The organism is Blastococcus sp. SYSU D00820 (genome assembly GCF_054050695.1).
Genome location: NZ_JBJGZW010000010.1, coordinates 36,140 through 59,508 on the forward strand (window position 1 = coordinate 36,140; position 23,369 = coordinate 59,508).

Here is a 23,369-nt window from a genome sequence, read left to right on the forward strand (position 1 = left end):
CTGGTCAGTCGGTGACCTCGAGGACGAGCGCGGCGCCGGTGTCACCCGCGGCGCAGCCGGTGAACAGCCCGAGCCCGCCGCCGCGCAGGCGCAGCGTCTCGATCAGCTCGGCGATCGACCGCAGCCCGGTCGGGGCCTGCGGGTGGCCGAAGACCAGGCTGCAGCCGAAGGAGTTCATGTCCTCGGCCTTGATCCCGGTCTCGCGGGCGAAGTACAGGTCGTTGACGGCGAACGGGTTGTGCGTGGTGATCGCCCGGACGTCGGCCAGCGAGCGGCCGGCGGCGTCGAGCGCGGACCGCGCGGCCGGCACCGGCGCCATAGGCATCCGGCTCTTGGCCACCCGCGCGAAGCCGACCCCGAGGATGCGGACGACGCCCTCCCCGGAGATCTCCCGGGCCTGGGCCTCGGTGGTCACCACGGCGCCGGCGCAGCCGTCGGCCGGGTGGGTCTGCGAGGCGAAGGTGTGCCGGGCGTCGGGCGCGGCCGGCGGCAGCCCGCCGATGCCCTCGCGGGTCTTGGGCCGGACGCCCTCGTCGGCGTCGAGCACCAGGGAGCCCTTGCGCTGCGGGATCTCCACCGGCACCTGGTAGCGGCGCTGGAAGGCCCGGTCGTCGGCGAGGGAGGCGGTGTACTGCTCCCAGCGCAGGGCGGTGAGGTCGTCGAGCTCCTCGCGGGTGGCGCCCATCTCGGCGGCCACGGCCTCGGCGGCGGCCAGCATGCCGGCGCCGGCCCACGGGTCGCGGGCGAAGCTGTCGAGCACCCAGTGCGAGATCACCGGGGCGCCACCCATGGCGCTCGGCGCCGGCCAGGAGAGGGTCGGGCCGTTGGAGATGCGGTCGGCGCCGATCACCAGCTGCGGCCCGGCACCGGCGGTCACCGCACCGGCGGCGGCGTGCAGGCCGGCCACACCGGTGGCGCACGCCTGGCTGACCATCGGGCCGGTGAGGTCCGGGGCGCCGATGCGGGCGGCGAGCGTCGGGCCGCCGTAGAAGATGTCCTTCTGCGGGATCGTCCAGCCGTGCACGACGCCGTCCAGCTGCTCGGGGGCGATCCCCCGGTCGGCCAGCGCGCGCGTGGTGACCGCGACGGCCACGTCGAGGCTGGACACCTCGGCGAGCGTGCCCTGCCACTTGGCGAAGGGCGAGGACCAGGCCGAGCCGAGCGGGATGGCGACGTCGTCGTAACGCATGGCGGTGCTCCAGGTGCGCGAGAGTGTGACCTGCACCATCCACCCACGCGCACACCGGCCGGTCAAGATGGACGGCGGTCCATCATGATGGACGGATGGACGGCGTGGTGGTGCTCGGCCGGAACGTGCGGCGACTGCGGAGCGAACGGCAGCTCAGCCTCGGTGCGCTGGCCCGGCTGACCGGTCTGGCCAAGCAGACGCTGGCCAACCTGGAGAGCGGCAAGGGCAACCCGACGGTCGAGACGCTGCTGACCGTGGCCGGCGCCCTCGGCATCGGCGTGAGCTGGCTGGTCACCGAGTGGGACACCCCGGTGCTGGTGCGCCGCGCGGCCGAGGCCGAGTGGGTCGACGACGGCGCCGGCCGGCGCCGGACGCTGGACCAGATCCACGGCACCGGCCAGGTGGCCACCGCGCTGCTCGAGCTCGGCGGCACCCGCGAGGTGCGCCCGGCCCTCCCGCCCGGCGCCCTGCACCACGCCTACGTGGTCGACGGCCGGGTGCTCGCCGGCCCGGTGGAGGAGCCCCAGACCCTCGAGGCCGGTGACTTCGTCCGGTTCGCCGCCGACGTGCCGCACGTGCTGCGCGCCGCACCCGGGGGCACCGCCGTCGTCCACGTGGTGACGACGGTCCCCCAGGTGCAGCAGTTCACCCCCGCCTGAGCGGCGGCGTGCGCGGCGGCGGGGTGCGGCGGTCGCCGGTGGCCTCGAAGGCCGCGGCCAGGTGCAGCAGCGCGGTGTCGTCGTAGGCGCGGCCGGCGAAGGTGAGGCCCACGGGCATGCCGATGTCGGCCATGGTGCCCATCGGCACGGTGACGGTGGGGATGCCCAGGTGGCGGGGCACGAGGTTGCCGTTGGCGACCCAGACGCCGTTGCGCCAGCCGAGGTCGGCCGAGACGGGGTCGACGTCCATGTCGGCCGGGGCGACGTCGGCGACGGCCGGGAAGACCACCGCGTCGAGGCCGAGGCGGTCCATCCACTGCTCCAGGTCGATCCGGCGGGTCTCCTCCAGGGCCCGCAGCCCCGCCTCGAGACCGGGGACGTCGGCGAAGTGGGCCACGCCGGAGTCCCGCACGTGCGCCGGATAGGAGCTGATGTCGTCGGGAAACCCGTCGTACCGGTCGGGCAGCGCCCCCGGCGGGTGCGGGGCGATCCGGGCGCCGTCGACGTCGGCCAGCCGGTGCAGCGCCGGATCGCCGTTGGCCCGGAGGAAGTCGTCCCAGGCCCAGGCCGCGAGGTCGAGGACCTCGCGCGCCAGGAAGTCGGGGTCGACGAGGCCGCGGGTGGCGATCGTGGGGGCGCCGGGCCGGTCGCCCTCGTAGTTGGTGACCGCGGGGAAGTGCACCAGCACCACCTCGGCGCCGGCGGCCTCCAGGTCCCGGCGGGCGGCCGCCCACAGGTCCAGCACCGACGGCCGCGTCTCGATGCGCTGCCCGGTGGGACCCCCGATGCCCGGGGACTCCGCGGTGCCGGCCTCGGGATCGGCGTCCACGTACATCCGCGGCACCCCGAGGCGCTTGCCGGCCAGCGCCGCGCGGGCGGCGTCCCGGTCCCGCGGGAGCAGCGCCGGGTAGGACGGCGGCCGCACCTCCCCGGCCCGGGGCAGGGCGATCCAGGGCTGCGCCCGCCACAGGTCGCCCCGGGTCTCCGGGTCGTCGGCAACCACCACGTCCAGCACCTCGAGCAGGTCGGCCATCGTGCGGGCGTGCGGCACCACGACGTCCATCGTGGGCACCAGCGGCCAGTTGCCCCGCACCGAGATCACACCGCGGGAGGGCGTGTAGGCGCACAGCGCGTTGTTCGACGCCGGCGCCCGGCCGCTGGACCACGTCTCCTCGGCCAGGCCGAACGCGGCGAAGCTGGCCGCCGTCGCCGTCCCGGACCCGTTGGACGACCCCGAGCCGAACGCCGAGGTGAGGTAGTCGCCGTCGTACGGGCTCTCCGCGCGACCGTAGAGCCCCCGCTGCATCCCCCCGTTGGCCATCGGCGGCATGTTGGTCAGCCCCAGGCAGACCGCGCCGCCGGCGCGGAGCCGCTCGATGGTGAACGCGTCGCGCTGGGCCACCAGGTGCTCGAACGCCGGCGACCCGGCCGCGCACGTCAGCCCCCGCACCAGATAGCTGTCCTTGGCCGTGTACGGGATCCCGTCCAGCGGCCCCAGCGGAGCGCCCCGGGCCCTGCGCGCGTCGGACGCGGCGGCCTCGGCCAGCGCGTCCGGCGCCGGCACCACCACCGAGTTCAACCGGATGCCGCCCCGGTCGTAGGCCTCGATCCGCGCGAGATATGCCTCCACCAACCCGACGGAGGTGACCGCACCGGACTCCAGCGCCGCCCTCAGCTCCGCGAGCGACGCCTCGACGACGCCGTCACGACCCAGCGCGCTCAGCGGTCCACCGCCGCGGCCCGGTGCACGACCGCACCGCCGACCGCGGTGAGCAGGACCGGCGCCCCGGCCAGCTCGTCCGGCGGCGCGGCCAGCGGATCGGCGGCGAAGGCGGTGAGGTCGGCGCGCATGCCGACCGCGATCCGGCCGGCCGAGCCCGCCTCCCCCGCCACCCGGGCGGCCTGGGTGGTGTAGCCCTCCAGCGCCATCACGGGCGTGAGCCCCTGCTGCGGCTGCACCGGCGGCACGTCCGGCTCCCCCGCCGGGCGCCGCAGCTGGGCGTCGGCGAGCACGCCGCGCGGGTCGTAGGGCGCGACCGGCCAGTCCGAGCCCAGCACCAGCGGCACCCCGGCGTCCCGCAGGTCGCGGCACCGCCAGGCGCGGCCGGCCCGCTCGGGCCCCAGCCGGCTGGACCAGTTGTCGGCGTGGTCGGCCCGGGTGAAGTGCGTGCAGTGGGTCGGCTGCATGCTCGCCACGACCCCGGCCCGGAGGAAGCCCTCGACCAGCGCGCCCGGGAGCGTCTCGATGTGCTCGATCCGGTGCCACCCGGACGCGGGGCGGCCGGCGCCGTCCAGCGCCTCGAGGGCGTGCCGCACGGCGGCGTCGCCGATGGCGTGGGTGGCGGTGGGGACGCCGGCGGCCGCCAGCGCCCGCAGCGCCCGGGTGTACTCGGCCGGGTCGGGCCAGAAGCTCTCGACCGACTCCCCCAGCGCGTCGGGCTGCTCCAGCCACGCCGTCCCGTTGTCGATCGTGCCGTCGACCATGAACTTGACGCCCCCGACCGACCAGCGCCGGCCGCCGCGTCCCTGCGCGGCCACCAGCTCGGCCAGGTCGTCGGCGTCGGCACCGGGCAGGCACCACGGCGCGAAGCGCAACCGCAGCGGCAGGTCGCCGCCGTCCTCCGCCGCGGTCACGACCGCCTCGCTGTCGCCGAGCAGGTCCATGACGTGCCCGCCGGTCAGCCCGGTGGCCGCCATGCCGGCCAGCAGCTCGCGCAGCGCGGCCGCGCGGGCGGCCGGCGGAGCGAGCGGGACGACGTCGGTCACCAGCTCCATGGCGGCCCACTCCAGCAGCAGCCCGGTCGGGCGGCCGGCGTCGTCGCAGACCACCTCCGAGCGCATGTCGAACTGCCGCGGCCCGTCCACCCCCGCGATCGCCAGGGCCGCCGGCGTGGCCAGCGCCGAGTGCGCGTCGAAGAGGTTCACGAACGCCGGGCGCCCGCCGACCGCCGCCTCGATCGCCGCGCCGGTGATCGGCCGACCGCCGAACACGTTGGGGTCCAGCCCCCAGCCGCGCACCCAGTCCTCCGGGCCCTTCCCCTCCGCCTCGGCGGCGAGCAGCCGGTGCACGTCGTCCAGCGACCGGGCGCCGGTGAGGTCGGCGCCGGCGGCCATCTGCAGGCCCATGACCGGGTGCATGTGGCCGTCGACCAGCCCGGGCGTGAGCGTGGCGGCCCCCAGGTCGAGGACCTCGGTGCGCGCGCCGCGCCACTCCCGGACGTCGGACCGGCTGCCGGTGGCCACCACCACCCCTCCGGCGACGGCCACCGCCTCGACCGGCGGGGCGCCGGGCACGAGCGTGTGGACGGTGTCGGCGAGCAGGACCAGGTCGGCGGCGGTCATGCCGCCACCGTGCCCGACGGCTCGACGGCGGGGTCCTGCCCCTCCCCGATCCGGGCGTAGGTGGCCGGCCGGCTGCGCCGCAGCCACAGGGCCAGGCCGATGCCGACGAGCACGGTCAGCGGCACGATCCCGATGAGGACGGCGTTGACCGTCGGCGACGACGCGGTGATCAGCTCGGCGTTGTCGACGGTGACGTAGAGGGCCACCGCGAGGAGCACGGTGCTGACCACACCGGCGACCAGCGCGGCCGGCGTGCTGGCGCCCGGGTTGCGGCGGGTGAAGTAGACGACCGCGGCCACCGAGGTGAGCAGCATGAGCACGAAGATGCCGATCGCGCCCGGGGTGTTCACCCACAGCAGCAGCCGGGTGTAGGGGTCGGCGCCGGCCAGCGCGAAGCCGAGGACGACGACGGCGGCGAGGACCGACTGCACGAGGCCGGCCCGATGCGGGGAACGGAAGCGCGGGTGCGTCTGCCCGAACCAGGCGGGGAGGACGCCGTCCTGCGCCAGGCTGAACGCGTAGCGGTTGATCGCGTTGTGGAACGCCAGCTGCGCGGCGTAGACGCTGGTCACGATGAGCACCGACGCGAGCGTGGCCGCCCACGGGCCCACGTAGTCGGTCAGCGCGGTGAAGAACATGCCCGCCAGGTCGCTGCCGGCCGCCGCGACCGCCGAGTCGCTGCCGAACGCCTGCACGACCGCCCAGATGATGAAGGCGTACGTCACCGCCATGCCGAGCACGGCGACGTAGGTCGCCCGCGGGACGGTGCGCTCGGGGTCGCGGGCCTCGCGGCGGTAGAGCGCCGTGGACTCGAAGCCGATGAAGGCGGCGAAGGCGAACGCCAGGGCCGCGCCCATGCCGGGGACGAAGACGGCGTCGGGCGAGAAGGAGACCGCGTCGAGCCCGGAGGCGCCGCCCTGGAACACCACGGCGAAGGCCAGCAGCAGCAGGATGCCGGTCTCCAGCACCAGCAGGACGCCGAGCACCTTCGCGCCGACGTCGATGCCGGCCCACCCGACCAGGTAGACCAGGACGACCGCGACCAGCGCGATGACCGGCCAGGGCACGGTGACCCCGAACAGGTCGGCCACGGTGGCCTGGGTCTGCACGGCGAGCAGGCCGTAGATGCCGATCTGCAGGGCGTTGTAGGACATCAGCGCCAGCAGTGCGGCCGCCAGCCCCCACGTGCGGCCCAGCCCCTTGGCGACGTAGGCGTAGAAGGCCCCGGCACTGCCGACGTGCCGGGTCATCCGGGTGAACACGACGGCGAAGACGGCCAGCGTCAGGCCCGCGACGAGGTACGCGCTCGGTGCCCCGACCCCGCCGATGAGGATCGCCAGGGGCGCGATCCCGGCCAGGATCGTCAGCGGCGCGGCGGCCGCCACGACCATCAGCACGATGCTGCCGGTGCCGAGGACACCGCGTTTCAGGTCGTCCGCGGCGGGCGCTGCGGCGCGGGCCGAGGGGGCGTTGTCAGTGGTCACGGAGGTCCTCCCGAGCGCCCCGAAGGCGCCTTAACCGAATGGCGTTCGGTTAGTGTGGGGGTGACCTCCGACACCGTCAAGGCATCCAGCAGACTCGGCGGCGGATCTTCGAGGCGAGGAGGGGCCGTGGTGCAGCGGCGCAGGCGGTTGATCGACGTGCCGGCGATCCTCGACGCGGCGCTCGCGCTGGTCGACGAGCACGGGCAGTTCACGATGGCCGAGCTCGCGGCGCGGCTCGGCACCAGCGCGTCGTCGATCTACCACCACGTCAGCGGGCGCGACGAGATCGTCGAGCTGCTCCGCGACCGCCTCGACAACACCGAGGACCTCCCGGCCGCGGAGGCCGGCGACTGGGCCACCGCCCTCCCCGCGCTGCTGCGCGCCTACCGGCGGGCGCTGGCCGAGCACCCCAACCTGATCCCGCTGCTGATCAGCCAGCCGATGACCGCCGGAACGGCGCTGCGCTGGTACGACCGGGTGGCCGGCCTGCTGGCCGCGGCGGGCCTGCCCGGCGACGAGGTCATCGTGTGGCTGACCGTGCTGGACTCCTACACCGTGGGCGCGGCCTTCGAGCTCACCTCCCCCGAGGACGTCTGGGCCAGCGGCGGCGGGGGGACGCCGGCGCTCGACGCCGCCGTGCAGGCCGGGCCGCGCGGGCGGTCCCGCGCCGACGCCGCCTTCGAGGCCGGGCTGGCCGCCCTGGTCGCCGGCATCCGGGCCCGGCTGGCCGCCGACGCCGTGATCTGATCTTTCCACTCCCGGCGACACCTCGTCGCTACGGTTTCCACGGCCGAAGCGCTATGTTGCTCACGTTTCCGTCGACCGGCTCGACGCCCCACCCGACCCCAGGACGGCGCCCATGGCCCGCTACGGCCCCCAGTTCGGCCCCGACATCACGTTCCTCGGCGTCGACCGCTGCGACCTCGACGACCCCGCCACCTACGCCGGGGCGGACGTCGTCGTCCTCGGCGCGCCGTTCGACGGCGGTACGTCGCACCGCCCCGGCACCCGCTTCGGCCCCCAGGCCATCCGGATGACCGACTACCTCCCCCACGACGGCTCCCGGCCGAGCCTCGCGCTGCGCACCGACGGCCTGCGCGACCTGCGGGTGGTCGACGCCGGCGACGTGGAGATGTACTCCGGCGACATCGAGACCGCGCTCGGCGCCCTCGAGGCCGCCGTCGAGACGGTCACCCGCTCCGGCGCGATCCCGCTGGTGCTCGGCGGCGACCACTCGATCGCCTTCGCCGACGCCAAGGGCGTGGCCAACGTGCTCGGCCACGGCCGGGTGTCGATGGTGCACTTCGACGCGCACGCCGACACCGGCGACATCGAGTTCGGCTCGCTGTGGGGCCACGGCCAGCCGATGCGCCGGCTGATCGAGTCCGGCGCGCTGCGCGGCGACCGTTTCCTGCAGATCGGCCTGCGCGGCTACTGGCCGCCGCCGGAGACGCTGGACTGGATGGCCGCCCAGCGGATGCGGTCCTACGAGATGACCGAGATCGGGCACCGCGGGCTGGACGAAGTGCTCACCGAGGCCTCGGCGATCGCGACCGACGAGTGCGACGGCGTCTTCCTCTCCGTCGACATCGACGTCTGCGACCCCGGGCACGCGCCCGGCACCGGCACCCCCGAGCCCGGCGGGCTGACCGCCCGGCAGCTGCTGGACGCCGTCCGCCGGCTGTGCCTGGAGCTGCCCGTCGCCGGCATCGACGTGGTCGAGGTCAGCCCGCCCTACGACCACGCCGACATCACCGCGGCGCTGGCCAACCGCGTCGTGCTGGAGGCCCTGTCGGCGATCGCCCGCCGCCGCCGCGACGCCCGCGACGGCACCCGCTTCGACCCGAGCCTCCCCCTGCTCGCCGACCGCACCCCCGAGGAGACCCCGTGACGGCCCACCCGCTCGACCCGCTGTCCGCCGACGAGTTCCGCGCCGCGGCCGCGATCCTGCGCCGGGACCGTGGCGTCGACGACCGGTGGCGGTTCGCCGCCATCGAGCTGCGCGAGCCGGCGAAGGACGTCGTCCGCGCGTTCCGGTCCGGCGACCCGATCCGCCGCGAGGCCCGGGTGACCTGCTGGAGCCGCGACGAGGGCACCCCGTACAAGGCGGTCGTCTCCCTCACCGACGACGCCGTCGTCTCGTGGGAGGCGGTGCCGGGGCAGCAGGCCAACATGACCCTCGACGAGTGGCACGAGGCGCACGAGGTGCTGATCCGGCACCCCGACGTCGTCGCCGCGCTCGCCCGGCGCGGGATCACCGACCTCGACCTGGTGCTCATCGACACCTGGGCCTACGGCCACTCGCTGATCCCCGAGGGCCTCCAGGACCGCCGGGTCGGCTGGACCGACGTCTGGCGGCGCTCGGTGCCCGGCGGCAACCCCTACGCCAACCCGGTGATGGGCCTGCACTTCGTCGTCGACCTGAACACCATGGAGCTGCTCCAGATCGAGGACTCCGCAGCGCCGGCGCAGCCGGAGGTCATGGGCGAGTACGTGCCGGCGCTCGTGCCCGGCCTGCAGCAGCGGACCGACGTGCGCGCCCTGGAGATCACCCAGCCCGAGGGTGTCTCCTTCACCCTCGACGGGTCCGAGCTGCGCTGGCAGAACTGGACGATGCGGCTGGGCTTCAACTACCGCGAGGGGCTGGTGCTCCACCGGGTCGGCTACCGGGACGGCGAGCAGGTACGGCCGGTGGCCCACCGGCTGTCGTTCGCCGAGATGGTCGTGCCCTACCGCGACCCGAGCCCCGACCACCACCGGCGCACCGCCTTCGACATCGGCGAGTGGGGCCTGGGCTTCATGACCACCTCGCTGAAGCTCGGCTGCGACTGCCTGGGCGACATCACCTACGTCGACGCCGTCCTGCACGACAGCCGCGGGGAGCCGTACACCATCGAGAACGCCATCTGCCTGCACGAGGAGGACGACGGCGTGCTGTGGAAGCACGTCGACGAGGTGGCCGGCAGCGAGGTGCGCCGGTCGCGGCGGATGGTCGTGTCCTTCCACGCCACGGTGGCCAACTACGAGTACCTCGTCTACTGGCGCTTCTACCAGGACGGCACGATCGAGTGCGAGGTCCGCGCCACCGGGATCATGGTGACCAGCGCCTACGAGAGCACTCCCCCGCCCTACGGCACGGTGGTGGACGAGCGCACCTACGCACCGAACCACCAGCACTTCATCGTCGCCCGGCTGGACATGGAGGTCGACGGCCCGGAGAACAGCGTCGTGGTCTCCGAGAGCGAGGCGCTGCCGGTCTCCCCGGAGAACCCGTACGGCCTGGCGCTGGTGCAGCGCAAGCGGGTGTTGGAGCGGGAGTCCGAGGGCTGCCAGGACCCCGACTACGCCACCCAGCGCGGCTTCACCGTGGTGAACCGGACCCGGCCCAACCGGCTGGGCACCGCCCCCGGCTACAAGCTCTACCCGCCGGCGGCCTTCCCCGTCATCGCCGACCCGAGCGCGCCGTTCCGGCAGCGGGCCGGGGTCATCGACCACGCGGTCTGGGTGACCCGGTTCGACGAGGAGGAGCGCTGGCCGGCCGGCGAGTTCTGCAACCAGAGCCGCGCCGACGAGGGGATCCCGCGCTGGATCGAGGCCGACCGGCCGATCGCCGACACCGACATCGTGCTGTGGCACGTCTTCGGCATCCACCACATCCCGCGGCCGGAGGACTGGCCGGTCATGCCGGTGGACGCCGTGTCGTTCCAGCTCAAGCCGGTGGGCTTCTTCGACCGCAACCCGGCCCTCGACGTGCCCCCCGCGCCGGCGCGGTGCCACTGACCCCGCTCGGGACGGCGGCGCTCCCCCGGCTGCTGGCCCGCGCCGCCGCCGGCACCGGGGGCGGCTGCGCCGTGCTGCACGGCGGGACGGCGGCGGCCGTCCCGGCCCCGGCGCGGGCGGCGACCGTCGTCCTCGCCGCGGCGTGCCTGGTCTGTGCCGGGCACCTGTGGCGCCGGGCGAGCACGCGCGCCTGGCTCGTGCACGCGGTGCTCGCCGCCGCGATGCTCGCGCTGCACCCGCCGCTGGTCGCGGCCGCCCACCACGGCACGGCCGCCGGCACGGCCGCCGGCATGGCCGCCTGGGCCGCGCTGCTCGGCGGCGTGCTCGCCGTGGCCGCGCTCGGCCTGGCGGTCGTCCGGGCCGGCTGCGCCGTCGCCCCACCGACCTGATCCGCCCACCACCACGAGAGGGATGCCCGTGAGCGAGAAGCTGGACCTGCGCAACTTCGTCGGCGGCGAGCACGTCGACACCGTCGACGGCCGCCGGATGGACCTCGTCGACCCGTCGACCGGCGAGGTGTTCGGCACCGCGCCGGCCTCCGGCCCCGAGGACGTCGACCGCGCCTACGTCGCCGCCGAGAGCGCCTTCGAGGGCTGGCGGGACGCGACGCCGTCGGAGCGGTCGCGGGCGCTGCTCAAGCTGGCCGACGCCATCGAGGAGCACGCCGACGAACTCGTCGCCCTGGAGAGCCGCAACACCGGGAAGCCGCTCGCGCTGGTCGCCGGCGAGGAGATCCCGCCGATGGCCGACCAGATCCGGTTCTTCGCCGGAGCGGCGCGCAACCTGGAGGGCAAGGCGGCCGCGGAGTACATGGCCGGGCACACGTCGTTCGTGCGGCGCGAGCCGATCGGGGTGATCGGGCAGGTCACGCCGTGGAACTACCCGATGATGATGGCGGTCTGGAAGTTCGCGCCGGCCGTCGCGGCGGGCAACACCGTGGTGCTCAAGCCGTCGGACACGACGCCGGCCACCACGCTGCGGCTGGCCGAGCTGGCCGCGGAATTCCTGCCCGCGGGCGTGCTCAACGTGGTCTGCGGCGACCGGGAGGCCGGCCGTGCGCTGGTCGAGCACCGGACCCCGCAGATGGTCTCGATCACCGGGTCGGTGCGGGCCGGCATGCAGGTGGCCGAGTCCGCGGCGCGCGACGTCAAGCGGGTGCACCTGGAGCTGGGCGGCAAGGCGCCGGTCGTCGTCTTCGACGACGCCGACCTCGAGGCCGCCGCCGAGGCGATCGCCGTGGCCGGCTACTTCAACGCCGGCCAGGACTGCACCGCGGCCACCCGCGTGCTGGCCGGGCCGGGGATCCACGACGACTTCGTCGCGGCCCTGACCGAGCAGGCGCGCGGCACCCGGACGACGTTCGAGAACGGCGCCGGCGACGAGGACGCCCTCGTGCCGCCGGTCAACAACGCCAACCAACTCGCCCAGGTCACCGGCTTCCTGGAGCGGGTGCCCGACCACGCGCAGATCACCGCGGGCGGGCACCGACAGGGCGAGCGCGGGTTCTTCGTCGAGCCGACCGTCGTGGCCGGGCTGCGGCAGGACGACGAGATGGTGCAGCGGGAGATCTTCGGCCCGGTCATCACCGTCCAGCGGTTCGGCGACGAGGCGCAGGCGCTGGCGTGGGCGAACGGCGTCCAGTACGGGCTGGCCTCCAGCGTCTGGACCAAGGACTTCGGCCGGGCGATGCGGATGAGCAAGAAGCTCGACTTCGGCTGCGTGTGGATCAACACCCACATCCCGCTGGTCGCCGAGATGCCGCACGGCGGGTTCAAGCACTCCGGCTACGGCAAGGACCTGTCGATGTACGGGTTCGAGGACTACACCCGCATCAAGCACGTCATGGCGAACCTGGACAGCTGAGCGGTGTCCCCGGGTGCGGCCGGTGACCGCACCCGGGGTCACCGGCCGGGCGGCTCCTCGCGCAGCAGCGCCGCCAGGCCCCGCTCGAACCCCGCGTCGTCCACCGCGGGCAGGTCCGGCGCGCCGGCGAGGGCCGCGGCCAGGGACGGGTAGCGCCCGGCGTACTCGGCCGGACGGCGGACGAAGCCGCCGGTGAACGGGACGAGCGCCGACCCGAGCGCCAGGTAGTCGATCGAGGCCAGCAGCTGCAGCGCCGGCACCGGCCCCCATCCGGCCCGCAGCAGGGCTCCCAGCGCGGCGTCGTAGGCCCGCAGCGCGGGTTCGGTCTCCACCGCCTCGCGGGCGATCAGCACGAGCGCGTGCGGATGCGCCCGGAACGCCCGCCGGTAGCTCCGGGCGAAGGCCGTCATGCCGCGGCGCCAGTCGGGGTCGTCGAGGCAGTCGGTGTCGATCTCCTCGTCGATGAGCTCGGTGACCGCGTCGAGGATCTCCTTCTTGGAGGCGACGTGGTTGTACAGCGACGGCGACTGCACTCCGAGGCGGCCGGCCAGCCGCCGCACCGTCAGCCCCTCGGCGCCCTCCTCGTCGAGGATGGCCAGCGCCGTGCGGGCGATCGACTCGCGCGTGAGCACCAGGCCCGGCCGCCGTCCCACGTGCCACCTCCGTCCGCACCGCGCCACGCCCGACGCCCCTTCCGCGGACGTCGACGTGACGCTAGTCTCCCCCGCTAACTAGCGGCGCTAGTTTATCCGCCACACCGGCGCGCGACCCAGCGGAGGAAGCACGATGGCCGACGACTTCGAACGCGAACTGCAGGCACGGCTCGCGGTGATCGAGGACCCCGACTACGTCGACCCCGCCCGGGCCGACCTGCCCGCCCGCGACCTCGTGCTCCTCGTCGTGCTCGGCGCGCTGCTGATCGTGGCCATGATCTGGTGGAGCTACCCGGCATGAGCGAGTCCACCTCCGGGCCCGCCGTCCGGCAGCCGGCCATCCCGGCGATCAGCAGCGACTCGGGCACCAGCGACCTCCCCACGCTCGCCACCGAGCGGATCTGGGGGTTCTGGTCCTTCGCCTCGGTGAACATCGGCCTGGCGATCGCGACCTGGGCCTTCCTCAGCGGGGGCACGCTCGCCGTCTTCGTCGGCGCCGAGACGGCGATCGCGGCCAGCGTCATCGGCAACCTGATCGGCGTCGTCCTCGTGTCGCTGACCACGTGCATCCCGTCGGCCAAGTACGGCCTGGAGCAGTACACGGCACTGCGCAGCGTGTTCGGCGGCACCGGGTCGCGGGCCCTGGTCCTCGTGCTGTTCCCCCTCGCGGCGGCCGGCTGGAACGCCATCCTCGCGATCATGTTCGGCCGCGCCATCGTCAACGTCAGCAACGCGACGCTGGGCACCGACTTCGGCCCGAACGGCGCGATGGTCGTCGCGGCCGCCCTGTTCGCGATCCTGGTCTCCTGGCTGGTGCTGGTGAAGGGGCCGGTCTCCATCGAGTGGGTCAACAAGTTCGTGGCGCCCGCGCTGGTGGTCGTGACCGTCGTGATGCTGGCCGCGATCTTCACCGAGTTCTCCTGGAGCGACCTGACCGCCGCCGCTCCCCTGGCGCCCTTCGGCGACCCCGGGCTCGACTGGACCATCGCCCTGGAGCTCAGCCTCGGCGTCGGCTTCTCGTGGTGGACCATCATGGGCAACCTGGCCCGCCTCACCACCACCCAGCGCGCGGCCTTCTGGCCCAACATGCTGGGCCTGTTCCTGGCCAGCGTCGTGGCCGGCGTCGTCGGCTCCTTCGCGGCCCTCGTGCTCGGCGACTCCGACCCGACGGTGTGGATGATCCCGCTCGGTGGCGCGGCGCTGGGCGTCGTCGCCCTGGTCTTCGTCGGCTTCGCCAACCTGACCAGCATGGTGGGCCAGACCTACTCGGGCAGCCTGGCGATCCGCCGGGCGGGGGGCGCACCGACCCGGCGGCTGCCCTGGCCGCTGCTGGCGGGCCTGCTGTTCGCGCCGGCCGCGATCGTCGTGTTCTGGCCGGGAGCCATCTACGACAACTACTTCAAGTTCCTGGCCTGGGTGTCGCTGATCCTCGCCCCGCTGTGCGCGGTCTACTTCGTCGACTTCTTCCTGCTGCGGCGGCGGAAGCTGGACGTCCGCGAGATCTACGAGCCCGAGGGGATCTCGCGCTACAGCTTCTGGGCGGGGTTCAACCCGGTCGCCTTCGTCGCCGTGGCGGCCGGCGCCGGTACCTACTACTGGCTGCTGGACCCGATCAGCTTCGAGTCGGCCGCGGTGTTCCGCTACACCACGGCATCGCTGCCCGCGTTCCTCGTGGCCGGCCTCGTGCACTACCTGCTGACCCGGCTCGTGGTCATCCCGACCGGAAAGGGCGGATATGTCGACCGCGCCGTTCGCTGACCGCACCACGCTCTACCGCGGCGCGGCGGTCTTCCGGGGCCCGGACGTGCCCCTCGCCGAGGCCCTCGTCGTGCGCGGGGACCGGATCGTGCACGTCGGCAGCGAGGCGGACGCCGGCGCCGCGGCCGGCGAGGGGGCCGACGTCGTCGACCTCGGCGGCGAGTTCGTGGTCCCCGGCTTCGTCGACGCGCACACGCACGTCCTCATGACCGGGGACGCCCTGACCCGGGCCGCGCTGCGGGACGCGCCGGACGTCGAGGAGATCCAGCGGCGGGTGCGGGCGTGGGCCGAGGCGCACCCGGACGCACCGCGCGTGCTGGGTCAGGGCTGGCTGTTCTCCGCGGTGCCGGACGGGCGGCCCAGCCGCGGGATGCTCGATGCGGTCTGCCCCGACCGGCCGGTCTACCTCGACGCCAACGACTACCACTCGGTCTGGGTGAACAGCCGGGCGCTCCAGGAACTGGGGATCACGCGGGACACCGCCGATCCCGTCGGCGGCACCATCGCCCGCGACCCGGCCACCGGCGAGCCCACCGGGCACATCGACGAGACCGCCATGCACGAGCTCGTCTGGCCGTTCCTCGCGGCCCGGCGCACCGACGACGACCGCGACCGCCACCTCGCCGCCGCCCTCTCCGCGTACGCCGCGGACGGGATCACCGGGGTGGTCGACATGGCCGTCGACGAGCACGGGCTCGCGGCCATGGCCCGGGCCGAGGCCGCCGGCCGGCTCCCGGTGCGCATCGTCGGGCACTGGTTCATGGATCGGACCGGCGACACGGAGGACCACCTCGCGCAGGTGGCCACCGCCGCCCGGCTGGCGGAGGAGCACCGCAGCCCGTGGCTGCGCATGGCGGGCGTGAAGTTCGTGATCGACGGCGTGATCGACGGCTGCACGGCGGCGCTGACCGCCCCCTACTCCAACGGCGCGCTGCCGGACCCGATCTGGGACCTCGGGACCCTCGCTCCTGCCGTCGTGGCGGCCGACGCGGCCGGCCTGCAGATCGCCATCCACGCGATCGGCGACCAGGCGGTCCGGATCGCGCTGGACGCTCTCGAGCAGGCGGCCGAGCGCAACGGGGCCCGGCCGCGGCGGCACCGGATCGAGCACCTGGAGTACGTCGACCCCGCCGACGTGCCGCGGCTGGCCCGGCTCGGGGTGACCGCCTCGATGCAGCCGGTGCACGCCGATCCGGCCGTGCAGGAGAACTGGCGGGCGATGCTGGGCGACGCCCGCGTCGACCGCGGGTACGCGTGGCCGGAGTTCTCGGGCAGCGGGGCCCGGCTGGCCTTCGGCACCGACGCCCCGACGGCGCCGCACTCCCCGCTGCGCAACCTCTACATCGCCACGACCCGCCGCTCGGCCCTGGACACCTCGCTGCCGCCCAACATCCCCGGCTTCGCGCTGCCGCTGGCCGACGCGCTGCGGCACGCCACGCACGACGCCGCCTGGTCGTGCGGGGCCGAGGGCGAGCGCGGCACGCTGTCCCCGGGGCTGCTGGCCGACTTCGCCGTCCTCGACCGGAACCCGTTCCGCGAGGGCGTGGACTCGCTGCTCGAGGCCCGGGTGACGCGGACCGTGGCCGGCGGGAGAACGACGCACCGGAGCGGCTGAGCCTCAGCCCTCGGCGGCGTGGCGCTCCACCGAGGCGAGCAGGTCGCGCAGGTCGCCGTCGATCCGGCGCAGCCGGGCGGCGGGGAGGTCGCCGAGCAGCCGCTGCTGCTCGGCGAGCCCGGCGGTGACCGCCTCGTCGACGAGCGCGCGGCCGCTGTCGGTGAGCCGCACCAGGAGCGCCCGCCGGTCGGCCGGGTCGGGCACGCGGACCAGGTGGCCGGCGCGCTCGAGCCGGTCCAGCCGGCTGGTCATCCCGCCCGTGCTGAGCATCAGCGCCGCGGTCAGCCGGCCCGGAGAGAGCCCCTCCGGCCCGGCCGCCCGGTGCAGGGTCGCCAGCACGTCGAAGTCGGCCCGCGTGATGCCGAAGGCCGCGTAGCAGCGCTCCTGGACGTCGGCGACCAGCCGCGCCGCCCGGTAGATCCGCCCGAAGACCGCCATGGCCTCCGTGTCGAGGTCCGGCCGGCGCACCGCCCACTGCGCCACGATCTCGTCGACGCCGTCCTTCTCGGTCACCCGGCCAGGATCGCACATGGCACGCCGAGAAGATACATGGCCCAAAGTATCTTGACGTCGAGATACTTGTCGGCGAACGATGCCGCCATGACCGCCACCGCCGTCTCCCCCGCTCCGGTGGCCGTGTCGACGGCCCGCCGCCGGCTCGGCCTCCTGACCCTCGTCACCGCCGTCGCCCCGGCGACCTGGGGCACCACCTACGTGGTCACCACCGAGTGGCTGCCGGCCGACCGGCCGTTGCTGGCGGCCACCGTGCGCGCCCTGCCGGCCGGGCTGCTGCTGGTCGCGGCCGGACGCCGGCTCCCGCACGGCGCGTGGTGGTGGAAGGCGGCGGTGCTCGGCGTCCTGAACATCGGGGCGTTCTTCGCGCTGCTCTTCGTCGCCGCCTACCGCCTGCCCGGGGGCGTCGCGGCGGTGCTGGGCGCGGCGCAGCCGCTGCTCGTGGCCGTGCTCGCGGTGCCGCTCCTGGGCGAGCGGCTGCGCAGCCGCACCCTGCTGCTCGGCCTGCTCGGGGTCGTGGGGGTGGCGCTGATCGTGGTGACCGGGCCGGTCGCGCTCGACCCCGTCGGCATCGCCGCCGGGCTCGCGGGCACCGCGTGCATGGGCACCGGCGTCGTCCTCACCAAGCGGTGGGGGCGGCCGGTGCCGGTGCTCGCGTTCACCGGCTGGCAGCTGGCGGCCGGCGGACTGCTCCTCCTGCCGCTGGCGGTCGCCGCCGAGGGCCTGCCGGCCGGGCTCACCGCGGGCGAGGCCGGCGGGCTGCTCTACCTCGCCACCGTCAACACCGCCGTGGCCTACGTGCTGTGGCTGCGCGGCGTGGCCCTGCTGCCCACGGCGCGGGTCAGCTTCCTGGGCCTGCTCTCCCCGGTCGTCGCCGCGACCGCCGGCTGGGTGCTCCTCGGACAGACCCTCACGCCCGTGCAGTCGGCCGGCATGGCCCTCGCGCTCGCCGCCGTCCTGCTGGCGCAGCGCTCCCCCGGCAGGCTGGAGCACCCGCGGGCCCCGTACCCCGCGACCGCATCCCGGCGAGGAGGCCCCCGATGACCGGGGACGGCGAACGCGTTCCCGTGACCTACGAGCACTGCGGGCACGTCGAGGGCCCGTTCTTCCACGGCACGAAGGCGGCTCTCGCGGTCGGCGACGAACTGGTGCCCGGCCGGGGTTCCAGCTTCCAGGAGAACCGGACGTCGAACCACGTGTACGTCACCGCGGTGCTCGAGACGGCGGTCTGGGGTGCGGAGCCGGCGACCGCTGCGCGTCGTCGGCGAGGTGGACGACTGGGAGGGCCATCCCCCGGAGGTGCTGCAGGGCATGCTCGACGGCCTGGCGCGGCTGCGCGAGCAGGGGCTCGACGTCATCGAGGACTGACCGGCGCGTCGCGTCGATGGTGCCGCCGCCCTCCGGTCGCCGGTGTGGTCCCGGCGAGGTGGAGCCAGGTGTCGACGACGGTGTCGGGGTTGAGCGACAGCGAGTCGATGCCCTGGTCGAGCAACCAGGTGGCGAGGTCGGGGTGGTCGCTGGGGCCCTGGCCGCAGATGCCGACGTACTTGCCGCGTTCCCGGCACGCCCGGATCGCCATCTCCAGCAGGGCGAGGACGGCGGGGTCGCGCTCGTCGAAGCCACCGGCGACGAGAGCGGAGTCACGATCCAGGCCCAGGGTCAGCTGGGTCATGTCGTTGGAGCCGATGGAGAAGCCGTCGACGTGCTCGAGGAACTCGCCGGCCAGCAGCGCGTTGGCGGGGATCTCGCACATCATCACCACCGACAGATCGTTCTCCCCGCGGCGCAGCCCGTGCGCGGCGAGCAGGTCGACCACGCCCTGGATCTCGGCGACCGTCCGGACGAACGGGATCATGATCTGGACGTTGGTCAGGCCCATCTCGTCGCGGACGTGGCGCAGCGCCTCGCACTCCATGGCGACGCAGTCGGCGAAGTCGGCCGACAGGTACCGGGAGGCACCGCGGTAGCCGAGCATCGGGTTCTCCTCGTGCGGCTCGTAGCGGTCGCCGCCGAGGAGGTCGGCGTACTCGTTGGACTTGAAGTCGCTCATCCGCACGATCACCGGCTCCGGCGCGAAGGCCGCGGCGATCGTCGAGACGCCCTCGGCGAGCCGCTGGACGAAGAAGTCCCGTGCCGTGGGGTAGGCGGCGATCCGCTCCCGGACCTGGGCCTGCAGCGGGGCGTCCAGGGCGTCGAGCTCCAGCAGCGCCCGTGGGTGGATGCCGATCTGCCGGTTGATGAGGAACTCCAGCCGGGCCAGCCCGACCCCGGCGTGCGGCAGCCGGGAGAAGGCGAAAGCCTGCTCCGGCGCCCCCACGTTCATCATGATCTTGGTGGGGATCTCGGGCATGGCGTCCAGCCGGGTCTCCTCCACCTCGAAGCCGAGCGCGCCGGCGTAGACGAGCCCGGTGTCGCCCTCGGCGCAGCAGACGGTGACAGGAGCTCCCTCGGCCAGCACCCGGGTCGCGGTGCCGGTGCCGACGACGGCCGGGATGCCCAGCTCGCGGGCGATGATCGCCGCGTGGCAGGTCCGCCCGCCCCGGTCCGTGACGATCGCCGAGGCCCGCTTCATGATCGGTTCCCAGTCCGGGTCGGTCATGTCCGCGACCAGCACGTCGCCGGTGGAGAAGGAGTCCATCTGCCCGACGTCGGTCAGGATCCGGACCGGGCCGGCACCGATCCGCTGCCCGATCGCGCGGCCCTCGACCAGGACCTCGCCGGTGCCGGTGAGCCGGTACCGGCGGGTGCCGGCGCCGGCGCGGGACTGCACGGTCTCCGGGCGGGCCTGCACGATGAACAGCTGCCCGGTCAACCCGTCCTTGGCCCACTCGACGTCCATCGGCCGGCCGTAGTGCCGTTCGATCCGCACCGCCTGCCGGGCCAGCTCCAGCACCTCGTCGTCGGTGAGCGACAGGCGGCGCCGGTCGGCGGGGTCGACGTCGACGTACGCCGTCGTCCGGCCGACCTCGGCGGAGTCGGTGTGGACCATCTTGATGGCCTTCTCCCCCACCCCGCGCTTGAGGATCGCCGGCCGCCCGGCCGCCAGCGCCGGCTTGTAGACGTAGAACTCGTCGGGGTTGACCGCTCCCTGCACCACGCCCTCGCCCAGCCCGTAGGCCGAGGTGATGAACACCGCGTCGTCGAAGCCGGACTCGGTGTCCACGGTGAACACCACGCCCGCCGCTCCGACGTCCGAGCGGACCATGCGCTGCACGCCCGCCGACAGCGACACCGCCGCGTGGTCGTACCCGTGGTGCACCCGGTAGGCGATCGCCCGGTCGTTGTACAGCGACGCGAAGACCTCCCGGACCGCCTGCAACACCGCGTCGATCCCGCGGATGTTCAGGAACGTCTCCTGCTGCCCGGCGAACGACGCGTCGGGCAGGTCCTCGGCCGTCGCGCTGGACCGGACCGCGACGGCGACCTGCGGATCGCCGCCCACCAGCCGCTCGTACGCCGACCGGATGCCGGCCTCCAGCGCCGGCGGGAACGGCTGCCCCACCACCTCCTGCCGGATCTCCCGCCCTGCGGCAGCCAGGGCGCGGACGTCGTCGGTGTCCAGACCCCGCAACCGCTCGGCGATGCGGGCCGCCAGCCCGGTGTCGGCCAGGAAACGCTGGAACGCCGCCGCGGTGGTGGCGAACCCGTCGGGGACGCTCACCCCCGCACCGGCCAGGCCGGAGATCATCTCCCCCAGCGAGGCGTTCTTCCCGCCCACCGTCCCGAGGTCGCCCAGCCCCAGCCCGGCGAACCACCGGACGTCGTCGCCGTGGTCGTCGGCGCGGTCGGCGGCCGCCTCGTGCATCGTGTCGGTGCTCATGCTCCGGCCCCTCGTCGCAGGCGGTCCGCGTGCCCGGTCAGTGCCGGATGGCCTGGAGCACGTGGGTGCGCAGCCGCGTGAACGTGGGGTGCGCCCGCGTCGAGAGCTGGTCCCGCGGGGAGGGCAGCGGCACGTCGACGATCTCGAGGACGCGGCACGGCGAGGAGCCGAGCACGACCACACGGTCGGCCAGGTAGACCGACTCGTCGATGTCGTGGGTCACGAACACGACGGTGATACCGAGCTCCGCACGGAGCCGGAGCAGCAGGTCCTCCAGGTCGAACCGGGTCTGGGCGTCGAGCGAGGCGAACGGCTCGTCCATCAGCAGCACCTCCGGCTGGTAGGCGAGCGCGCGGGCGATGGCCACGCGCTGCTGCATGCCGCCGGACAGCTGCCACGGGTACTTGTGCAGCGCGTCGGTCAGGTTCACCTCCTCGATCGCGCGGTGCACCCGCTCCATCCGCTCGCGGCGCCGGAGGTCGGAGCCCCGTAGCGGCAGGAGGACGTTCTTCTCGACGGTCAGCCACGGCGCCAGCGACCGGGTGTAGTCCTGGAAGACCAGCGCCATCTGGCGCGGCGGCCCGTCGATGAGGACGCCGTCGAGCCGGGCCTCGCCACCGCTGGCCGGGGTGAGGCCGGACAGACACTTGAGCAGCGTGGTCTTCCCGACCCCCGACGGGCCGACGATGCAGACGAACTCGCCGGCGCCCACGTCGAACGACAGGTCGGCGATCACCTGCTTGGCCGAGGCGCCCGACCCGTAGGTCTTCTGCAGTCCCCGGACCGAGAGCCGGGCCGCCTGGCCTGGTCCCTGGACGGAGCTGGTCGGGGCGGAGCCGATGGTGGCGGTCATCGTGGCGTCACTCTCTTCCGGGTTCGGGGAGTTGAGGTCCGGGGTCATCGGGTCCGTGCGGCGGCCCGGGCGCCCTCGTACCAGGCCAGGACCCGGCTGCGGGCGAGACGGAAGAGGACGTTGCTGAGCAGTCCGATGAGGGCCAGCAGGACGATGCCTGCCCACATGTCGGCGAAGGCGAAGAACTGCTGCGCGAGCAGCACCTGGGCCCCGATCCCCTGGGAGGTGCCCAGCAGCTCCGAGGCGACCATGACGATGACGGCCGCCGCGATGCTGAGCTCGAGGCCGGAGAAGATCCGCGGGGCCGCTGCGGGCAGCTGGACCGACAGCAGCCGGCGCACCCGGGACAACCGGTAGCCCCGGCTGACGTCCAGCAGGGTCTGGTCGACCCCGCGCATCCCGTCGATCGTCGCGATCAGGACCGGGAAGAGCGCCGCCAGCGTGATCGCGGTGATGCGCATGACCGAGCTGAACCCGATGAGCGCGATCAGCAGCGGCAGGTAGGCGATGCCGGGGATCGACCGGAAGAACGAGATCAGCGGGGTGACCATGGCCAGCAGCCACGGGACCTGGGCGATGACGGTGCCGGCCCCGATCCCGATGGCGATGGCGAGGCCCAGTCCGACGCCGAGGTTGCGCAGGCTCGGCAGGGCGTCGGTCAGGAACTGGGTCGACAGCCAGGTGGCGGTGAAGCGGTCCCAGATCGTCGCGGCCGGCGGGAAGAAGGGGTCGGTCGAGTCCGCCGAGGCAATCCACCACGCGACCAGCGCGGCGACCGGCACGGCGACCTGCAGCAGCCGCAGGAACCACCACCGGACCCAGCCGGGCAGCCGCCGGCGGCCCTCTGCCCCCGGCACCCGCCCGCCGGAGCGCCGCCCCACGACGGCCGTGACCCGGCGCGTGGACCGGTCGAAGCCGTCGGCGAACCGCTCGGCGGCCCGTGCCACCGCGCCCCGGCGGTCCGGCCGCACGCGGGCCGGACCCCCACCGTCGGCCTCGCGGAAGGAGGCGTGCCAGTGGATGAGCCGGCGCTCGCCCTGGGTGAGCAACGCGTTGAGGACGATGCCCACCCCGCCCAGGACGACGACGTAGGCGAACACCGTCTCCAGGAGCCCGGCCTGCCGGTAGGCCTCGAGCTCGTGCCCGAGCCCGGGCGCGCCCCCGACCACGCCGGCGACCACGGCGATCAGCACCGCGAACGTGGCGCTGATCCGCAGGGCGGTGGCGATGAACGGCAGGGCGTTCGGGAGCACCACCCGCCGGGTGCGCGCCCAGCGCCCCAGCCGGTAGGACCGGGCGGCGTCGAGCATCACGGGGTCCACGTCGCGCGCCCCGGCCGCCGTCGTGACGATCAGCAGGGGCACCAGGGCGAAGACGATCAGGAAGACCGCCATGCTGCGGCTGGTGCCCAGCTGCAGCACCACCAACGGCAGGATCACCACGGCCGGGATCGGCTTGATGACCTCGACGACGACCCGCGTGGCGCGGAAGAACACCTCGCTGAGGCCGACCAGCAGTCCCAGCGGCAGGCCGATCGCGACGGCGAGACCGAAGCCCGTGCCCGCCTGCAGCAGCGTCTCACCGAGCGCCGTCCAGAACGCCTTCCCGCCCAGGATCTGACCGAGCGCGGTCACCGTGCCCGTGGCGTACGGGAGGTTGCTGTCGGCCAGCGGTCCGACCGACAGCCACTGCCAGGTGGCGAAGAAGAGCGCGATGCCCAGCGCCGGTAGCCATGACCTCCGCACCCAGCGGGGCACGGCCGGCAGCCGCACCGCCGTCCGGTGTCCTGTGGCGAGCGCCATTGCTGCCCCCTCGTCGATCGGTGTGTTTGCAGTGGTGG

At 74.3% G+C, this 23,369-nt stretch carries 19 protein-coding genes and 1 pseudogene; 11 read left to right on the top strand and 9 right to left on the bottom strand.

Annotated elements, in window-relative coordinates; genetic code table 11:
* Positions 1 to 4: 4 nt before the first annotated feature.
* Positions 5 to 1,189 (bottom strand): thiolase family protein, encoded by a 1,185-nt coding sequence (locus tag ACI79R_RS12410; protein ID WP_456573932.1) that lies wholly within the window; start codon positions 1,187 to 1,189, stop codon positions 5 to 7.
* 95 nt (positions 1,190 to 1,284) lie between these two features.
* Between ACI79R_RS12410 and ACI79R_RS12415 the strand changes: the two genes are divergently transcribed.
* Positions 1,285 to 1,848 carry a helix-turn-helix domain-containing protein gene (locus ACI79R_RS12415; RefSeq protein WP_456573933.1) on the top strand — a complete coding sequence of 188 codons (564 nt, stop codon included), beginning with the start codon at positions 1,285 to 1,287 and terminating at the stop codon, positions 1,846 to 1,848.
* Here the strand turns inward: ACI79R_RS12415 and ACI79R_RS12420 are convergent.
* The 3 genes from ACI79R_RS12420 to ACI79R_RS12430 are packed head-to-tail and all read right to left on the bottom strand — an operon-like array spanning position 1,835 to position 6,674.
* Positions 1,835 to 3,571: an amidase gene (locus tag ACI79R_RS12420; RefSeq protein ID WP_456574037.1), complete on the bottom strand. Its 1,737-nt coding sequence runs from the start codon at positions 3,569 to 3,571 to the stop codon at positions 1,835 to 1,837. The genes ACI79R_RS12415 and ACI79R_RS12420 overlap by 14 nt on opposite strands.
* A complete protein-coding gene (locus ACI79R_RS12425) occupies positions 3,568 to 5,190 on the bottom strand; it encodes an amidohydrolase (protein ID WP_456573934.1) in 1,623 nt (540 codons plus the stop codon). The genes ACI79R_RS12420 and ACI79R_RS12425 overlap by 4 nt, the downstream gene beginning before the upstream one ends.
* The gene (locus tag ACI79R_RS12430) at positions 5,187 to 6,674 is read right to left on the bottom strand and encodes an APC family permease (RefSeq protein WP_456573935.1); all 1,488 of its coding nucleotides are present in this window, start codon (positions 6,672 to 6,674) and stop codon (positions 5,187 to 5,189) included. The genes ACI79R_RS12425 and ACI79R_RS12430 overlap by 4 nt, the downstream gene beginning before the upstream one ends.
* A 129-nt stretch (positions 6,675 to 6,803) precedes the next feature.
* Here ACI79R_RS12430 and ACI79R_RS12435 point away from each other — a divergent pair, with 129 nt between their 5' ends.
* The 5 genes from ACI79R_RS12435 (at position 6,804) to ACI79R_RS12455 (ending at position 12,317) form a co-directional block, all read left to right on the top strand.
* Entirely contained in the window at positions 6,804 to 7,421 is a 618-nt protein-coding gene (locus tag ACI79R_RS12435) for a TetR/AcrR family transcriptional regulator (RefSeq protein WP_456573936.1), read from the top strand.
* Between the two features lie 112 nt (positions 7,422 to 7,533).
* Entirely contained in the window at positions 7,534 to 8,565 is a 1,032-nt protein-coding gene (speB, locus tag ACI79R_RS12440; protein WP_456573937.1) for an agmatinase, read from the top strand.
* Complete coding sequence (locus ACI79R_RS12445) at positions 8,562 to 10,454, top strand: primary-amine oxidase (RefSeq protein ID WP_456573938.1); 1,893 nt, start codon at positions 8,562 to 8,564, stop codon at positions 10,452 to 10,454. The genes speB and ACI79R_RS12445 overlap by 4 nt, the downstream gene beginning before the upstream one ends.
* Entirely contained in the window at positions 10,445 to 10,843 is a 399-nt protein-coding gene (locus ACI79R_RS12450; RefSeq protein WP_456573939.1) for a hypothetical protein, read from the top strand. Before ACI79R_RS12445 ends, ACI79R_RS12450 begins: the two co-directional genes overlap by 10 nt.
* Positions 10,844 to 10,865: 22 nt before the next feature.
* Positions 10,866 to 12,317, top strand: coding sequence for a gamma-aminobutyraldehyde dehydrogenase (locus ACI79R_RS12455; protein WP_456573940.1), 1,452 nt, complete (start codon positions 10,866 to 10,868; stop codon positions 12,315 to 12,317).
* Between the two features lie 38 nt (positions 12,318 to 12,355).
* On the opposite strand, the gene ACI79R_RS12460 is transcribed toward ACI79R_RS12455, so the two are convergent.
* Positions 12,356 to 12,970, bottom strand: coding sequence for a TetR family transcriptional regulator (locus tag ACI79R_RS12460; protein ID WP_456573941.1), 615 nt, complete (start codon positions 12,968 to 12,970; stop codon positions 12,356 to 12,358).
* Between the two features lie 133 nt (positions 12,971 to 13,103).
* On the opposite strand from ACI79R_RS12460, the gene ACI79R_RS12465 reads away from it, so the two are divergent.
* Genes ACI79R_RS12465 through ACI79R_RS12475 form a run of 3 tightly spaced genes read left to right on the top strand, consistent with a single transcriptional unit; the run spans position 13,104 to position 16,343 of the window.
* Positions 13,104 to 13,271: a hypothetical protein gene (locus ACI79R_RS12465; protein WP_456573942.1), complete on the top strand. Its 168-nt coding sequence runs from the start codon at positions 13,104 to 13,106 to the stop codon at positions 13,269 to 13,271.
* Positions 13,268 to 14,728, top strand: coding sequence for a purine-cytosine permease family protein (locus ACI79R_RS12470; RefSeq protein WP_456573943.1), 1,461 nt, complete (start codon positions 13,268 to 13,270; stop codon positions 14,726 to 14,728). The genes ACI79R_RS12465 and ACI79R_RS12470 overlap by 4 nt, the downstream gene beginning before the upstream one ends.
* Entirely contained in the window at positions 14,706 to 16,343 is a 1,638-nt protein-coding gene (locus ACI79R_RS12475; RefSeq protein WP_456573944.1) for an amidohydrolase, read from the top strand. Before ACI79R_RS12470 ends, ACI79R_RS12475 begins: the two co-directional genes overlap by 23 nt.
* A gap of 3 nt (positions 16,344 to 16,346) precedes the next feature.
* On the opposite strand, the gene ACI79R_RS12480 is transcribed toward ACI79R_RS12475, so the two are convergent.
* A complete protein-coding gene (locus ACI79R_RS12480) occupies positions 16,347 to 16,856 on the bottom strand; it encodes a MarR family winged helix-turn-helix transcriptional regulator (protein ID WP_456573945.1) in 510 nt (169 codons plus the stop codon).
* A gap of 87 nt (positions 16,857 to 16,943) precedes the next feature.
* Between ACI79R_RS12480 and ACI79R_RS12485 the strand changes: the two genes are divergently transcribed.
* Together ACI79R_RS12485 and ACI79R_RS12490 are read left to right on the top strand one after the other, a co-directional pair.
* Positions 16,944 to 17,900: an EamA family transporter gene (locus tag ACI79R_RS12485; protein WP_456573946.1), complete on the top strand. Its 957-nt coding sequence runs from the start codon at positions 16,944 to 16,946 to the stop codon at positions 17,898 to 17,900.
* Positions 17,897 to 18,224, top strand: a pseudogene (locus ACI79R_RS12490) (NAD(+)--rifampin ADP-ribosyltransferase). The gene ACI79R_RS12485 and the pseudogene ACI79R_RS12490 overlap by 4 nt, the downstream one beginning before the upstream one ends.
* Here the strand turns inward: ACI79R_RS12490 and ppsA are convergent.
* The 3 genes from ppsA to ACI79R_RS12505 are packed head-to-tail and all read right to left on the bottom strand — an operon-like array spanning position 18,211 to position 23,331.
* Positions 18,211 to 20,676 (bottom strand): phosphoenolpyruvate synthase, encoded by a 2,466-nt coding sequence (gene ppsA / locus ACI79R_RS12495; protein ID WP_456573947.1) that lies wholly within the window; start codon positions 20,674 to 20,676, stop codon positions 18,211 to 18,213. The pseudogene ACI79R_RS12490 and the gene ppsA sit on opposite strands and share 14 nt — an antisense overlap.
* Before the next feature lie 37 nt (positions 20,677 to 20,713).
* Complete coding sequence (locus ACI79R_RS12500) at positions 20,714 to 21,529, bottom strand: ABC transporter ATP-binding protein (protein WP_456573948.1); 816 nt, start codon at positions 21,527 to 21,529, stop codon at positions 20,714 to 20,716.
* Positions 21,530 to 21,573: 44 nt separating this feature from the next.
* On the bottom strand, positions 21,574 to 23,331 hold the full coding sequence (locus tag ACI79R_RS12505) for an ABC transporter permease (RefSeq protein WP_456573949.1): 1,758 nt from the start codon (positions 23,329 to 23,331) through the stop codon (positions 21,574 to 21,576).
* Positions 23,332 to 23,369 lie beyond the last annotated feature (38 nt).